Raw genomic sequence first — 14,349 nt, forward strand, 5'->3', positions numbered from 1 at the left:
ACGCCGGGGAGGAGTCACGGGGAAGTGCACCTTGGAGGCCAGCACCACCTCGTCCCGGCGCCCCTTGAGCGCCTTGCCGACGATCACCTCGCTCTCCCCGGCCGAGTACATGTCGGCCGTGTCCACGAAGTTGATCCCGGCCGCCAGCGCCTGCTCGACGATCCGCCCGCACTCCTGGTGGTCCGGGTTGCCCACCGCCCCGAACATCATCGCCCCCAGGCAGACCGCACTGACCTCGATGCCGGTCCCCCCGAGACTGCGGTACCGCATGCTGACGCTCCCTCACTCGTTCGCCTTTCGACCCGCGCCACGCTAGGACCTCGAGTGGGCTCTCACGCAAGTCCGGCTCCGGACCGGGCCCGGCCGCGACTGACGCCGGGTCAGCTGTCGGTCGGGCAGTGCGTCCCGGCCGCCGGCATCGTGCCGTCGACCAGGAAGGAGTCGACGGCCTTCTTGATGCAACTGCTCTTGCCGTACCCGGTGTGGCCGTCGCCGTCGCGGGTCAGCAGGGTGGCGTCGGCCAGGCCCGCCGCCAGATGCTGGGCCCAGGCGTACGGGGTGGCGTCGTCGCCGGTGGAGCCGACCACCAGGATCGGCGCGGCGCCCGCGGCCTTGATCACGTGCGGGGCGGTGCTCGGGTGGTAGGGCCAGTCCCGGCAGTCCTGCGCGTTGAGGTCCTCGGCGGTCATCCGGGCCGTCAGGTACTTTGCCTGGGAGTGGAGTTGGGCCAGCGCCTGGTTGATCCGGTCGTCCGAGGGGACCGGCGCGCCGTAGTCCGCGCAGTTGATGGCCACGTTCGCGTCGGCCATGTTCGTGTAGTGGCCCTGCTTGTCGCGGCCGTTGTAGTCGTCGGCGAAGGCCATCAGGTAGTCCGCCTTGTGGGCCTGCATCGCCCACTCCATGCCGTTGCGCAGGTACTCCCAGGACTTGGCGTCGCCGTAGAGCATCTCCAGCGCGCCGGTCCAGCCCTCGGCGGCGGTCAGGGTGCGCCCGTCGGAGGTGGTCATCGGGTGCTGCTCCAGGCCGTCCAGGAAGGCGGCGGCGCGCTGCGCGGCGGCGGCCGGGTCCTTGCCGAGCGGACAGCCGGAGTGGCTGGGGCAATCGGCCGCCCAGCGCTCGAAGACGCCCTCGAAGCCGACCAGTTGGGCCACGTCGGCGTCCAGCGGGTCGTTGCTGGGGTCCATCGCGCCATCCAGCACCAGGCGGCCGGTGCGGTCGGGGAACTGCTCGGCGTACTCGGCGCCCAGGTAGGTGCCGTAGGAGAAGCCGAGGTAGTCGAGCTTCTGGTCGCCGACCGCGCCGCGCAGCACGTCCAGGTCGCGGGCGGCGTCGACGGTGCCGACGAACGGCAGCAGCTTGCCGGACTTGGCCCGGCAGGCGTCGGCGAAGCCCTGATCGCTGCCGGCGTCGGCGTGGTCCTGGGCGTTGAGCTTGTCCCGGGCGGCGTCGTCCAGGCAGTGCACGGCGGTCGACCGGCCCACCCCGCGCGGGTCGAAGCCGACCAGGTCGTAGCGCTGGTTCAGGCTCTGGAACCGGCCGTTCGCACCGCCGGCCACCTCCTCGATGCCGGATCCGCCGGGGCCGCCGGGGTTGAGGAAGAGCGAGCCGAGCCGCTGGTCGGCCTTGGCGGCGGGCTTGCGGATCAGCGCCAGGTCGACGGTGTCGACGGTGGGGTGCGCGTAGTCCAGCGGGACGTGCGCGGTGCCGCACTGGAAGGTCGACATGTCGACGTTCTTGAGTGCCGGGTCGGCGGCGCAGGGCGCCCAGCCGATCTGCTGGCCGTAGAAGGACTTGAGCGCGGGGTCGGCCTCCCCGCCGGGCCGCAGGCTCGGGCTCGGGGCGGCCGAGGTCGGGGGTGCTGCGGTGACCGCGGGTGACGAACCGGTGCCTGCGGCCGGCCGTGTCCCCCCGGAACCGCTGCACCCGGCCACCACGGCGATCCCCAGCACGACGGGCAGGATGCGGCGCGAGACGCGCGCCAGAGCAGAGTTCACCGCACAGGAATATCACCCGCTCTTCACACTGCCCCAGCTCGGGGCCGCCTCAGCCGCCGATCGCCGACATCGGCCGGGCCGGCCGGACGAACTCGGCGGAGTTGATCTCGTGGCCCGGGCCCTTGCGCGCGATCGTGTTCCGCCAGGCCCGCTCGATCTCCGCGTCGTCCGCACCGCCGCGAAGCAGCGCCCGCAGGTCGGACTCCTCGGTGGCGAACAGGCAGTTGCGCAACTGGCCGTCCGCGGTCAGCCGGACCCGGTCGCAGGTGCCGCAGAACGGCCGGGTCACCGAGGCGATCACCCCGATCACCTGCTCGGTCCCGACGATCCGCCACTCCTCGGCGGGGGCGCTGCCCTCGCGCCGCACCGGCTCCAGCGGCCACCGGGCACCCAGCACCGCCACCAGCTCGTCCGCCGTGACCATCGCGGACCGGTCCCAGGCGCCCTGCGCGTCCAGTGGCATCGACTCGATGAACCGCATCCGGTACCCGTGCTCCAGGGCGAACTCGGCCAGCGCCACGATCTCGTCCTCGTTCACCCCGCGCACCGGCACCGCGTTCACCTTGACCGGCGCCAGGCCGGCCTCCCGGGCCGCGGCCAGGCCGGCGAACACGTCGGCGATCCGGTCCCGCCGGGTGATCTCCAGGTACCGCTCGGGGCGCAGGGTGTCCAGGCTGACGTTGACCCGGCGCAGCCCGGCCGCCTTGAGCGCGGCGGCCGTGCGGGCCAGCCCGATCCCGTTGGTGGTCAGCGACAGCTCCGCGCCCACCTCGGTCAGCCGGCCCACCAGCTCGGGCAGCCCGCGCCGCAGCAGCGGCTCGCCGCCGGTCAGTCGCACCGTGCCGATCCCCAGCTGCTGGACCGCGATCCGCACCAGCCGGACGATCTCCTCGTCGGTCAGCACCTCGGCCTTGGGGAGCCAGTTCAGGCCCTCGGCCGGCATGCAGTAGGTGCAGCGCAGGTTGCAGCGGTCGGTCAGGGAGACCCGCAGATCGGTGTGGACCCGGCCGAACCGGTCGACCAGCGGGGAGGGAGCGGTGTGCATGGTGGCCAGTAGAAGCCCGCGCGCGAGTCCGGGTCCAGCGGCGGATGGACTGGGCTCCCGCCGGGGCCGGGGCGGCGCTGTTGGGTGATCACACAACTCCACGGGCTCGCGCCGGGGGGCATCGTGGTGGCATGCCCGAAACCCCGATCCCCGCCCTGGTCCTGGCTGCCGGGGGCGGCCGCCGCCTGGGCGGCCGCCCCAAGGCCCTGCTCGACTTCCACGGCCGGCCGCTGGTCGAGCACGCCGTCCGGGTGGTCCGCGAGGGCGGCTGCCACCCGGTCGCCGTGGTGCTCGGCGCCGCCCGCGAGCAGGTACTGGCCAGCGCCGAGCTGGCCGGCTGCACCGTGGTCGCCAATCCGGACTGGGCCGAGGGCATGGGCTCCTCCCTGCGCGCCGGGCTGGCCGCCGTGGCGGCCGGGGCGCCCGCCGTGCTGGTCTTTCTGGTGGACACCCCCGGCGTCACCCCGGCCGCCGTCGCCCGGCTGCTGGCCGCCCACCGGGCCGGCGCCCAGCTGGCCGCCGCCGGCTACCACGGCCGGCGCGGCCACCCGGTGCTGATCGGCGCCCGGTACCTCGCCGAGGCCGCCGCGGGCGCGGTCGGCGACGCCGGGGCCCGGGCCCTGCTGGCGGCCCGTCAGGCCGAGCTGGAGCTGGTCGAGTGCGCCGACGTGGCCCGCCCGGACGATCTGGACACCCCGGCTGATCTGGCCCGCTGGCAGGCGGGTTGACACCCGCTCGGGCGGTACCCGAGTACCACGCCCGACCCTGAAAATGCCCTGATCCTTCCGGGCATTCACTGCCATCGGAGGCCTCGATCGGGGAGCATGGGAGGGGACGAGCCCACTCCAGCCGAAACGGACGGTGCGCGCCTTGCCCGGTCCCTTCCTCCCCGACGACTTCTCCGGCGCCGGCCGCCCCGCCGACCTGCCCGAGGCTGCCACCAGCCCCGCCGCCGCGCGCAGCATCCGCTGCCCCGCCTGTCGCCGCGAGCACGTCTACGAGCCGCCGGTGCTGCCCTGTCCGTGCGGCGCCTCGCTCAAGGTGCCGCTGCTCAAGGGCGGCGTGCCGGTGCAGGTCAGGTTCCGGTCCTGGGAGGACTCCTGGCTGAGCATGCGCTGCCCCAACTGCGGGCGCAACGACCAGTGGCCGCAGCCCGAGTTCACCTGCAACTGCGGCGCCACCGTGCGGCTGCCGGTGGACCGCTCGCCGCGCCGCGGCGGCAGCTCGCCGCAGGGCTCGCGCGCGCTCGGCGCCCGCCGCCCGGAGCCGCCGGCCCCGTTCTACGCCGAGGGCCCGCGGCCGGCTCCGGCCGGTCCGCCCACAGCCACCGGCCCGGTCGCCCCCGTCCCGCCGGCCACCCCGCCCGTGCCGGCCGGCGCGCAGCAGCACCGCCGGCACCGCCCGCCGTTCCGCCCGCACCCGATCCGCAGCGGCCAGGACGCCGTGCTCGCCGCCGCCCGCTACCTGGAGTGGCTGGGCTTCACCGACCTGGAGCTGACCGAGGGCCAGGAGCGCGAGGCCGTCACCCTGCTCGGCGACCGTCTGGTCGCCCAGGTGGACACCTGGCCGGAGCAGGCCGACCTGCGCTCGGTCGAGTGCCTGTGGCTGCAGACCCTGCACGCCGAGGAGATGGCCGCCGCGATGTTCACCATGGCCGGCTACTCGCACCAGGCCACGGTGCGCGGCGAGCAGCTGCTGGTGGCCCTCTTCACGGTCGACGAGTCCGGCCTGCCGCACCCGGTCAACGGCGCGGCCGAATCCCTGCTGGAGACCGGCTGGACCTCCTGACAGCGCCTCAGCGCTGCACCCGGCCGCGAAAAAGGTCGCGCTCGTGATCTGGTGCACAAGCTCGCCCCCGTGTTGAATTGCGGTGCTCCGCGGCGGTGCCGTCGGGGCGGCATGGCCGTGGGCACCGCGCACAAGGAGGTGGCGTTGTCGGAGCACGGAACGGCCCCGCTGAGCGGGGGTTGGCGCCAGGGGGGAACCGGCGACCGTCCACGGGGCGGGCCACCGGGGGTGCCACCGCACGGCGGTGGGCTGCATCCGGGCGCCGACGGCCACCTGGACGAGATCACCAGCGGCGCGGTCTGGCGACTGCGCTCCCGGGCCTGCTGGCAGGAGGCCGCCGAACTGCTGATGCCGGCCGCGGAACGGGACCCCAGGACCGCCCTGTGCCGCGCCGAACTGCTGATCGAGCAGTGCCTGTTCACCGCCGAGCACTGGGACGCGGCGGAGGGCGCACTGCGGCTGGCCGAGGCCGGGGTGACCAGCACCGAGCAGCGGGCCGGGGCCGCCTGCGCCCGCGGCTTCCTCGCCTACCTGGGCAGCGTGCTCGGGCCGCGAGACCGGCTCGACGAGGCACAGGCCGCCCTCGGGCGGACCTCCGCCCTGCTGCCCCCGCACGCGGCCGGGCGGCCGCTGCTGGACTTCCGGCGCGGGCTGGTGGCGGAGAACCTGCTGCGCGACCAGACCGCCGCCTGGATCGCCTACCGCCGCGCGCACGACGGGGCGCTGGCGCACGGGGACACCCTGCTGGCCTCCTCCACCTGGCGCCACCTGGCCGCGCTCGCGCTGGCCGGCGGGGACCGGGCGCGGGCCCGCGAGGGGTTCGCCGCCTCGCTGCGGCTGCGCGAGGAGCTGGGGTTTACGGTCGGCGTGGCCCCGGCGCTGGCGGCGCTGGCCGAGGTGAGCGAGCCCGAGGAGGCCCAGCAGCTGCGCGCCGAGGCCGGCCGGCTGGTGCACGCGCTGGGCGGGGTGCCGGTCTGGCTGGTGGGCCGCCTCGGCGAGGACGCGGCCACCGGCGGCCCGCCCGGCGCTCCCCGCGGCGCGCCGCCCTCGGCCCGCCCGGGCCTGCCGGGCACCCGCCGGATCAGCCAGGTCCCGCCGTCCGCGGCGGCCGGCTGACCGGCCGGCGGGTGCCGCTCCCCCGAACGGCCCTGTGATCAGGGGCTTTGGACGGCACGTCAGCTAAGGTGAGGCTAACCTGATCGGGCGAGGCGCGCGCCGCCGCACCCGACCGGGTTCCGCCGCACCCGGGCTCCCGCGAGCTCCGGCCGACCGCTGGGGGCCCGCCATGAGGACCGCGCGCACCGTCCGCGCTCCCTACGCCGGCGCGTACACCGCGTTCGCGCAGGTCTTCCCCGAGCTGCGGATCCGGTTCGCCCCGACCCGCCCCGAGCGGGGCTGGCTCCCGGTCGTCCGGCTGCTCGCCGACCCCGCGCTGCGCGCCCGGCTGCTCGCCGCCGAGGCCCGCGCCGACCGGGCCCGCTACGGCACCGCCCCGCGCCCCGACGTGGCGGCCGGCTTCTGGCTGCACCGCTTCGCCTGGCCGCTCGGCCTCCTGCTCACGCTGCCCTGGCTGCTGGAGCGCCGGGTCCCGCTGCCCACCGTCGACCAGCTCGCGTTCCGCCCGGCCGGCCCGCGCGGCGGCCCGGTCCGGCTGGCCCTGCTGCCGCCCGGCCCGCACCGCTTCGCCTGCCTGCCCGAGGACCCGGCCGCCCACCACCCCGGCGCCGTACCCGTTCCCGACCGCGCCGCCCTGGACGCCGCGCTGCGCACCGGCTACGCCCAGCTCCTGACCCCGCTGCTCACCGCGCTCCGCCCCCAACTGCGGCGCGGACCGGGCGCCTTGTGGGGCCTGGCCACCGACGAGCTGGTCGAGGGGCTGTGGTACGCGGCCGGCCTGCTCGGCATCGAGCCGTGCGCGGTGACAGCCCTGTCCGCCCTGCTCCCCGGCGGCACCGCACCGTTCACCGGCGGCGCGAACTTCCACCCCAGCGGCGTGAACCTGGAACGCACGCGGGTCAGTTGCTGCCTCTTCTACACCGTGCGCCCCCAGGAGGCCTGTGCGGGCTGCCCCCGCCGCACTGCCGCCTCCGATCCCGCTCGCCTCGCTGAACTATCATCACATCATCGGCCTGACTAAACGTCAGTTCGCTCACCCATCCGGGTAATTGCTCCCGACCCGCCCGCGTTTCGGCTCGCCTTCGGCCATGATGGACCTCCTCGCGGTGGCCCCCGCCGCCGCGACCGCCGAGAGCGAGGCTGGTGCAGCACCATGAAACTGTCGGACATACCACTGGGCTGGGCCGTGGTGGCCGTCGCCGTGCTGCTGCCCGCCGCGGTCCTGCTGGCCTACCTGCGCAACCGCGGCACCACCGTCGCCGCGCGCGGGGCCGATTCCTGGGAGCGCACCGAGGATCGGCGCCACCGCAAGGAGTCGCTCTACGGGGCCGCCTCCTACCTGCTGCTGTTCTGCTGCGCGGCGGTGGCCGCCGCGCTCTCCTTCCACGGCCTGGTCGGCTTCGGCACCCAGAACCTGGGGCTCAGCGGCGGCTGGGAGTACCTGGTCCCGTTCGGCCTGGACGGGGCGGCGATGTTCTGCTCCGTCCTCGCCGTCCGCGAGGCCAGCCACGGTGACGCGGCGCTCGGCTCCCGCCTGCTGGTCTGGCTCTTCGCCGGCGCCTCCGCCTGGTTCAACTGGGTGCACGCCCCGCGCGGCTACGGACACGCCGGGGCGCCCCAGTTCTTCTCCGGCATGTCGCTCTCGGCGGCCGTCCTGTTCGACCGGGCGCTCAAACAGACCCGCCGGGCCGCGCTGCGCGAGCAGGGCCTGGTCCCGCGCCCGCTGCCGCAGATCCGGATCGTCCGCTGGCTGCGCGCCCCGCTGGAGACGTACGCGGCCTGGTCGCTGATGCTGCTCGAGGGCGTCCGCAGCCTGGACGAGGCGGTCGAGGAGGTGCGCGACACCAAGCGCGAGGCCGTGGCCAACCGCGAGCGCCGGAAGCTGGCCAGCCGCCGCGAGCGGGCCGAGATCCGTGCCATCAACCGCCAGCACAGCGGCTGGGGGCGGGCCCGCGGCGCGCGCCAACTGGAGTCCGCCAAGGCCGCGGAGCCTGCCATAACGGCCCCCGCCACCCCGGACCAGGCGGCCCCCGCCGGCCCGCCGGCCCCCACCACGCTGCCGGCCCGCCCGGGCCGGCGCACCATCGACCTCACCCCGGAGGAGGACACCATGACCCTTCCCCGCCTCGACTCCCTGGAACAGAAGCTCAAGGACTTGGAGCGCCAGTTCGGCTGACGCCCCCGGGTGGCGGCCCACCGGCCGCCACCCGGGCGGGCGGCGCGGGTCAGTCCTCGCCGCCCGCGGTCAGCTCGAACCACATCCGCTTGCCCGAACCGCGCGGCTCCACGCCCCAGGCGTCGGCCAGCGCCTCGACCAGCATCAGCCCCCGGCCCGAGGAGGCCTGCTCACCGGGCGTGCGCCGCTTGGGCCACAGGTCCGACTCGTCCTCCACCTCGATCCGCAGCCGCGGCTCCCGGCCGTCCTCGCGGTACAGGCGCGCGGTGAACATCGCGTCCCGGTCGGTGTGCCGGATCGCGTTGGTCACCAGCTCGGAGGCGAGCAGCTCGGCGGTGTCGATCAGCTCGGCCACCCCCCATCGCCGCAGCGCGTCCCGCAACTCGCCGCGCAGCTCGGCGACCCGGGCCAGGTCCGCCTGCCCGATCCGGCGCCGCAGCTGCTGGGCGGCCAGCCCGCCCTCCGGGCCGTCCCAGCGCAGCAGCAGGAGCGCTATGTCGTCCTCGCGCTCGGCCGAGTCCGCCGCCCGGGCCGAGATCCGGTCCGCCAGCACCTCGATCGGGTCCGCCGCCTCGGGCTCCAGCTCGCCGGCCACCGCCTCGCACAGCCGCGCCATGCCGGTGTCCACGTCCATCGTGCGCGACTCGACCAGCCCGTCGGTGCACAGCACCACGGTCTCGCCGGGGTCCAGGCTGAACCGGGTCACCTGGTACTCCTGGTCGGTGGAGATCCCCAGCGGCAGCCCGCCCACCACGCTCTGCACCGCGCTGCTGCCGTCCCCGCGCCGCACCACCGGGTCCAGGTGCCCGGCCCGCACGGCGTACACCACGCCGTAGTCCACGTTGACCTCGGCGTAGGTGCAGGTGGCGAAGTGGTCGGTGTCCAGGTCGGCCAGGAACCGCGAGGCCCGGGCCATCACCGCGGCCGGCGGGTGCCCCTCGGCCGCGTAGGCCCGCAGCGCGATCCGCAGCTGGCCCATGATGCCGGCCGCGTGCACGTCGTGCCCCTGCACGTCGCCGATCACCAGGCCGACGTGCCCGCCGGGCAGCGGCACCACGTCGTACCAGTCGCCGCCGATCTGCAGCCCGGAGCCGGCCGGCAGGTAGCGCACCGCGGTGGTCACCCCGGGCACGGCCGGCACGGTGCGCGGCAGCATCACCCGCTGCAGGCCGGCCGCCAGCTCGTGCTCGGCGTCGTGCAGCCGGGCCCGGGCCAGCGACTGGGCGACCAGACCGCCGAGCGTGGAGAGCAGGATCCGCTCGTCGGCGTCCAGCTCGCGGGCGTCGTCGAAGCTGACCACGCACAGCCCGATCGGGCGCCCGCTGGCCACCAGCGGCAGGAAGGCCCAGGCGCTGCGCCCGGTCCGGGAGGCCTGCGGCCAGGCCTGGGCGAACCGCTGCTGGTACTCCTGCGGGCTGGCCAGGAAGACCGGCAGCCGGGTGCGGATCGCCTCGGCGGCGGGCTGGAACGGCTCCAGCGGGGTGCGGTCGTAGGCGGAGACGTACTCGCCGCGGTAGCCGCTGGCGCCCAGGATCTGCAGTCGGCCGGTCTCGAAGGCGGCCAGCACCAGGCCGTCCGGCGGCAGGCCGGGCAGCGGCAGCTCGGTGAAGACCCGGGCCACGTCGCGCACGGTGACCGCCTCGGAGAGCGCCCGGGCGGCCTCCTTGATGAACCGCGACCGCTCCTCGCGCAGCGCGGCCAGCCGGCCGGCGTCCTCGCGCTTGTGCAGTTCGGCGGTGGCGTCCCAGACGAAGCCGACCATCCGGGACGGGCGCCCGAAGGCGTCGGCCAGCACCCGGCCGCGGAACCGGACCGCGTGCAGCGTGCCGCCGGGGAAGACGGTGCGGTAGTAGGCGCCGCACTGGCCGAGCTCGGCCACCGCGCGCTCCACCCGCCGGCGCACCACCGGGGCGTCCTCGGGGTGCAGCAGGCTCAGGAAGGCGTCCGAGCTGAGCCGGAAGCTGCCGCCGGTGATCCCGATGATGGCCGCTGCCCGCTGGTCCGCCTCGATCAGGTCGCGCCGGATGTCCCAGTCGAAGGAGCCGATGCCGTTGGCCGCCATGGCCGGTTCCAGCCAGTCGGGCGTGGAGTCGGCGGTCCGGGCGGCGACCGGCTGGACCACGGGTAGCACGGCGGGCACGGCGATCCGGCCCGCGGCCAGGCTGCTGCGCAGCCCCGCCCGGCGGCCGCCGTTGGCCGGCGGGGGAAGCGGGAGGCGTGCGGGCCCCTGCGGCTCGGGCTCAGTCGCCATGGTTCTCCTGCCCTGGTTCGCTGCCTTGGCGGGTCGGTCGGCCGGCTGTCGCCGACGCTCTGCCGACCCTCAGCCGGTCGGGTGCACTGCCTGGCGGCTCCCGAGCTGGCGGAAGTCCGTCCGGACACACATTCTCACTATCCTGTCGAATGTTCGGCCCGGGAGCAATGCCGCCACGACCTGCACGGCCAGGTCCGCTCCTCGCGCCCACGGCCGGGCGGCGGTGCCTACCGGGCGAGCTCGAACCAGGTGGCCTTGCCGGCCCCGGTCAGCCGCACCCCCCAGTCCTCGGCCAGCGCCTCCACCAGCAGCAGTCCGCGCCCCCCGGTCGCCGGTTCGCCCGCCGGCGCCCGTCCGCGCGGCCGCGGCAGCCTGGGCGAGCTGTCCGCCACCTCCACCCGCAGCCGCCCGGGCCCGCTGGGCCGGGCCGTGAACACCGCGCCGGCCGGGGTGTGCCGCAGCGCGTTGCCGACCAGCTCGGTGGCCAGCAGCTCGGCGGTGTCCGACAGCTCGGCCAGCCCCCACTCCCCCAGCGCCGCGCGCAGCCGGGCCCGCAGCGGGGCGAGGGCGGCCGCCTCCCCCGCGGCCAGCACGATCCGCAGCTCGGCGCCGGCCTGCGGGCGGGCGCCGCCCGGCCGGGCGTCGAGCTCGTGTCCGTTCTCCATCAGGCTCGCCCCCCAGCTGTGCCCGGACCTGTTGATCCATCGTCAACGCCGCCACCCACCCGCCGCAACGGTGCACGAGGCGTCGGTCGTGGTGCGCGGGGGGCTCGCGGCGCGCAGCCTGCTGACATTCCGTCAACACCGCCCCGACACTCCTGGCGGTCGCCCAGCGGGCGGAACCCGGCACGCCGGGCAAGGCTGGACACGACGACCCGATCCGGGTTCAATGGCCAGGACCCACGTTTGAACGCCGTTCTAAACTCGTCACACCTACCCACCCGCCCCCGCGTCCACCCACCGCGTCCACCACAGCGAGGCACCGTGCGACTCACCCCCACCGAACGGGACCGGCTGCTGATCTTCACAGCCGCCGAACTGGCCCGCGCCCGCCGCGCCCGCGGCGTGCGGCTCAACGTCCCCGAGGCCACCGCGCTGATCGCCGACACCGTCTGCGAGGCCGCCCGCGACGGCAAGCGCCTGCACGAGGCGATCGAGGCCGGACGCACCGTGCTCGGCGCCGACGACGTGCTGCCCGGCGTGCCGGACGTGGTCACGGTGATCCAGGTCGAGGCCGTCTTCGAAGACGGCACCCGGCTCGCCGTGGTCAACGACCCCTTCCAGGGCGCCGGCTCGCTCGGCAGCCAGGCCCCCGGCGCCGCCCTGCCCGGCTCCGGCGCCGGCTACGACCCGGTCGAGGAGACCGTGCTGCTGCCGGTGCACAACACCTCGACGGTGCCGATCTCGGTCACCTCGCACTACCACTTCTTCGAGGTCAACCCCCGGCTCGCCTTCGACCGCGGCGCCGCCTACGGCACCCGGCTCGCCGTCCCGGCCGGCTCCTCGGTGCGCTTCGACCCCGGCGCCGTGGTCGAGGTCGGCCTGGTCCCGATCGGCGGCGAGCGGATCGCCATCGGCTTCGCCGGACTGGTCGACGGCCCCCTCGACGCCCCCGGCGCCCGCGAGGCCGCGCTGGCGAAGGCGCGGGCCACCGGATACCTGGTCACCTTCGACGACGCGGAGCCCGAATCATGAGCGCGATCACCCCGCACGACTACATCTCCGTGCACGGACCCCGGGCCGGCGACCGGGTCCGGCTCGGTGACTCCGGGCTGATCGTCCGGGTCGAGTCCGACTCCCAGGCACCCGGCGACGAGTTCCTGGCCGGCTTCGGCAAGACCGCCCGCGACGGCCTGCACCTGAAGGCCACCACCGTCGCCGCCACCTGCGACGTGGTGATCAGCAACGTGCTGGTGATCGACGCCGTCCAGGGCATCCGCAAGACCTCGATCGGCCTGGTGGCCGGCCGGATCGCCGCGATCGGCCGGGCCGGCAACCCGGACACCATGGACGGCGTCGACGTGGTGGTCGGCACCGGCACCACGATCGTCTCCGGCGAGGGCCTGATCGCCACCGCCGGCGCGATCGACACCCACGTGCACCTGCTCTCGCCGCGGATCATGGAGGCCTCGCTGGCCGCCGGCGTGACCACCATCATCGGCCAGGAGTTCGGCCCGGTCTGGGGCGTCGGCGTCAACTCCCCCTGGGCCCTGCGGCACGCCTTCAACGCCTTCGACGCCTGGCCGGTCAACATCGGCTTCCTGGGCCGCGGTTCCTCCTCCGACCCCGGCCCGCTGGTCGAGGCGCTCGCCGAGGGCGGGGCCAGCGGCTTCAAGGTGCACGAGGACATGGGCGCCCACACCCGGGCGCTGGACACCGCGCTGCGGGTCGCCGAGGAGCACGACGTCCAGGTCGCCCTGCACACCGATGGGCTGAACGAGTGCCTGTCGGTCGAGGACACCATCGCCGTCCTCGAAGGCCGCACCATCCACGCCTTCCACATCGAGGGCTGCGGCGGCGGCCACGTGCCCAACGTGCTCAAGATGGCCGGCGTGGCCAACGTCATCGGCTCCTCCACCAACCCCACCCTGCCGTTCGGCCGCGACGCGCTCGCCGAGGCCGCCGGCATGATCGTCTCCGCCCACGACCTCAAGCTCGACCTGCCCGGCGACGCCGCCATGGCCCGCGACCGGATCCGGGCCGGCACCATGGGAGCCGAGGGCGTGCTGCACGACCTCGGCATGATCGGCATCACCTCCTCCGACGCCCAGGGCATGGGCCGGGCCGGCGAGACGGTCCGCCGCACCTTCGCCATGGCCGGCAAGATGAAGGCCGAACGCGGCCCGCTGGACGGCCACTTCGGCACCGCCGAGAGCGGCGACGACAACCACCGGGTGCTGCGCTACATCGCCAAGCTCACCATCAACCCGGCCATCGCCCACGGCCTCGCCCACGAGGTCGGCTCGATCGAGGTCGGCAAGCTCGCCGACATCGTGCTCTGGCGCCCCGACCACTTCGGTGCCAAGCCGCAGCTGGTGCTCAAATCCGGCTTCCCCGCCTACGGCGTGGTCGGCGACCCCAACGCCTCCACCGACCGCTGCGAACCCCTGGTGCTCGGCCCGCAGTTCGGTGCCCACGGCGCCACCGCCGCCGACCTCTCGGTCGCCTTCGTGGCCCGCGCCGCCGTCGAGAACGGCGACCAACTCCCCACCCGCCGACGCCGGGTGGCCGTGCGAGGCACCCGCGGCATCGGCCCGGGCGACCTGGTCCACAACGCCCGCACCGGCCAGGTCGGCGTGGACGCCGCCACCGGCCTGGTCTCGCTGGACGGCGAACCGCTGCGCTCCGAGCCCAGCGAGAGCGTCTCGCTCAGCCGCCTCTACTTCCTCTGACCCCCTCCGCCCCTTAGGACTTCCCCCCATGACCACCCCCGCCTCGCTCGGCTACCGGATGCCCGCCGAATGGCACCCGCACGAGCGCACCTGGATGGCCTTCCCCACCCACAACCAGACCTTCGAGACCCCCGAGCAGCTGCACGCCGCCCGTCTCGCCTGGGCCGCCGTCGCCAACACCGTCGCCCGCTACGAGCCGGTCACCCTGGTCGCCAACCTGGGTGAGGCCAAGGCCGCCCAGGAGTACGTCGGCGCGGAGGTCACCGTCGTCGAGCGCCCGCTCGACGACGCCTGGATGCGCGACATCGGCCCCAGCTTCCTGCTCGGCCCCGACGGGCAGCTCGGCGCCGCCGACTGGGTGTTCAACGGCTGGGGCGCCCAGTCCTGGGCCAGCTGGGAGCAGGACCAGCACATCGCCGAGCACGTCAGCGAGCTGACCGGCGCCCAGCGCTTCGCCTCCCGCCTGATCAACGAGGGCGGCGGCATCCACGTCGACGGCGAGGGCACCGTGCTGGTCACCGAGACCGTCCAGCTCGGCGAGGGCCGCAACGCCGACTGGACCAAGGAGGCCGTCGAGGCCGAGCTCCA

The 14,349-nt window shown here is 75.1% G+C and carries 13 protein-coding genes; 8 read left to right on the forward strand and 5 right to left on the reverse strand.

Going from position 1 to position 14,349, the window contains the following annotated elements; genetic code table 11:
* The 3 genes from C7C46_RS26770 to moaA all read right to left on the reverse strand — a co-directional run.
* On the reverse strand, positions 1 to 270 hold a 270-nt coding region (locus C7C46_RS26770), incomplete at its 3' end, for an aldo/keto reductase (RefSeq protein WP_146259212.1).
* Between the two features lie 110 nt (positions 271 to 380).
* Positions 381 to 1,994, reverse strand: a complete 1,614-nt coding sequence (locus C7C46_RS26775; RefSeq protein ID WP_110672508.1) for an alpha/beta hydrolase — start codon at positions 1,992 to 1,994, stop codon at positions 381 to 383.
* A 49-nt stretch (positions 1,995 to 2,043) separates the two neighbouring features.
* Complete coding sequence (moaA, locus tag C7C46_RS26780) at positions 2,044 to 3,039, reverse strand: GTP 3',8-cyclase MoaA (RefSeq protein WP_110672509.1); 996 nt, start codon at positions 3,037 to 3,039, stop codon at positions 2,044 to 2,046.
* Between the two features lie 131 nt (positions 3,040 to 3,170).
* Between moaA and C7C46_RS26785 the strand changes: the two genes are divergently transcribed.
* The 5 genes from C7C46_RS26785 to C7C46_RS26805 all read left to right on the forward strand — a co-directional run bounded on the left by C7C46_RS26785 (position 3,171) and on the right by C7C46_RS26805 (position 8,119).
* Positions 3,171 to 3,767 (forward strand): nucleotidyltransferase family protein, encoded by a 597-nt coding sequence (locus C7C46_RS26785; RefSeq protein WP_110672510.1) that lies wholly within the window; start codon positions 3,171 to 3,173, stop codon positions 3,765 to 3,767.
* Between the two features lie 142 nt (positions 3,768 to 3,909).
* Complete coding sequence (locus C7C46_RS26790; protein WP_245984970.1) at positions 3,910 to 4,827, forward strand: hypothetical protein; 918 nt, start codon at positions 3,910 to 3,912, stop codon at positions 4,825 to 4,827.
* 228 nt (positions 4,828 to 5,055) lie between these two features.
* Complete coding sequence (locus C7C46_RS26795; protein WP_425470124.1) at positions 5,056 to 5,943, forward strand: hypothetical protein; 888 nt, start codon at positions 5,056 to 5,058, stop codon at positions 5,941 to 5,943.
* Positions 5,944 to 6,112: 169 nt separating this feature from the next.
* Entirely contained in the window at positions 6,113 to 6,964 is an 852-nt protein-coding gene (locus C7C46_RS26800) for a (2Fe-2S)-binding protein (RefSeq protein WP_110672511.1), read from the forward strand.
* 132 nt (positions 6,965 to 7,096) lie between these two features.
* A complete protein-coding gene (locus C7C46_RS26805) occupies positions 7,097 to 8,119 on the forward strand; it encodes a DUF2637 domain-containing protein (protein WP_110672512.1) in 1,023 nt (340 codons plus the stop codon).
* A gap of 49 nt (positions 8,120 to 8,168) precedes the next feature.
* Here C7C46_RS26805 and C7C46_RS26810 read toward each other — a convergent pair whose 3' ends face one another.
* Positions 8,169 to 10,370, reverse strand: coding sequence for a SpoIIE family protein phosphatase (locus tag C7C46_RS26810; protein ID WP_110672513.1), 2,202 nt, complete (start codon positions 10,368 to 10,370; stop codon positions 8,169 to 8,171).
* Between the two features lie 227 nt (positions 10,371 to 10,597).
* Positions 10,598 to 11,035 carry an ATP-binding protein gene (locus C7C46_RS26815; RefSeq protein WP_110672514.1) on the reverse strand — a complete coding sequence of 146 codons (438 nt, stop codon included), beginning with the start codon at positions 11,033 to 11,035 and terminating at the stop codon, positions 10,598 to 10,600.
* Positions 11,036 to 11,353: 318 nt separating this feature from the next.
* Between C7C46_RS26815 and ureA the strand changes: the two genes are divergently transcribed.
* The 3 genes from ureA to C7C46_RS26830 all read left to right on the forward strand — a co-directional run.
* Entirely contained in the window at positions 11,354 to 12,064 is a 711-nt protein-coding gene (gene ureA / locus C7C46_RS26820; protein ID WP_110672515.1) for an urease subunit gamma, read from the forward strand.
* Complete coding sequence (locus C7C46_RS26825; protein ID WP_110672516.1) at positions 12,061 to 13,761, forward strand: urease subunit alpha; 1,701 nt, start codon at positions 12,061 to 12,063, stop codon at positions 13,759 to 13,761. Before ureA ends, C7C46_RS26825 begins: the two co-directional genes overlap by 4 nt.
* 28 nt (positions 13,762 to 13,789) lie before the next feature.
* Positions 13,790 to 14,349: agmatine deiminase family protein (locus C7C46_RS26830; protein ID WP_146259213.1), on the forward strand; the 560-nt coding region annotated here is incomplete at its 3' end.

This window comes from Streptomyces tateyamensis (assembly GCF_003205575.1).
Classification (GTDB): Bacteria; Actinomycetota; Actinomycetes; order Streptomycetales; family Streptomycetaceae; genus Kitasatospora; species Kitasatospora tateyamensis.

Coding starts and splice junctions, on each gene's coding strand:
- C7C46_RS26810 (WP_110672513.1), bottom strand. CDS start 10,370: ATGGCGACTGAGCCCGAGCCGCAGGGGCCCGCACGCCTCCCGCTTCCC.
- moaA (WP_110672509.1), bottom strand. CDS start 3,039: ATGCACACCGCTCCCTCCCCGCTGGTCGACCGGTTCGGCCGGGTCCAC.
- C7C46_RS26825 (WP_110672516.1), top strand. CDS start 12,061: ATGAGCGCGATCACCCCGCACGACTACATCTCCGTGCACGGACCCCGG.
- C7C46_RS26800 (WP_110672511.1), top strand. CDS start 6,113: ATGAGGACCGCGCGCACCGTCCGCGCTCCCTACGCCGGCGCGTACACC.
- C7C46_RS26805 (WP_110672512.1), top strand. CDS start 7,097: ATGAAACTGTCGGACATACCACTGGGCTGGGCCGTGGTGGCCGTCGCC.
- C7C46_RS26815 (WP_110672514.1), bottom strand. CDS start 11,035: ATGGAGAACGGACACGAGCTCGACGCCCGGCCGGGCGGCGCCCGCCCG.
- C7C46_RS26785 (WP_110672510.1), top strand. CDS start 3,171: ATGCCCGAAACCCCGATCCCCGCCCTGGTCCTGGCTGCCGGGGGCGGC.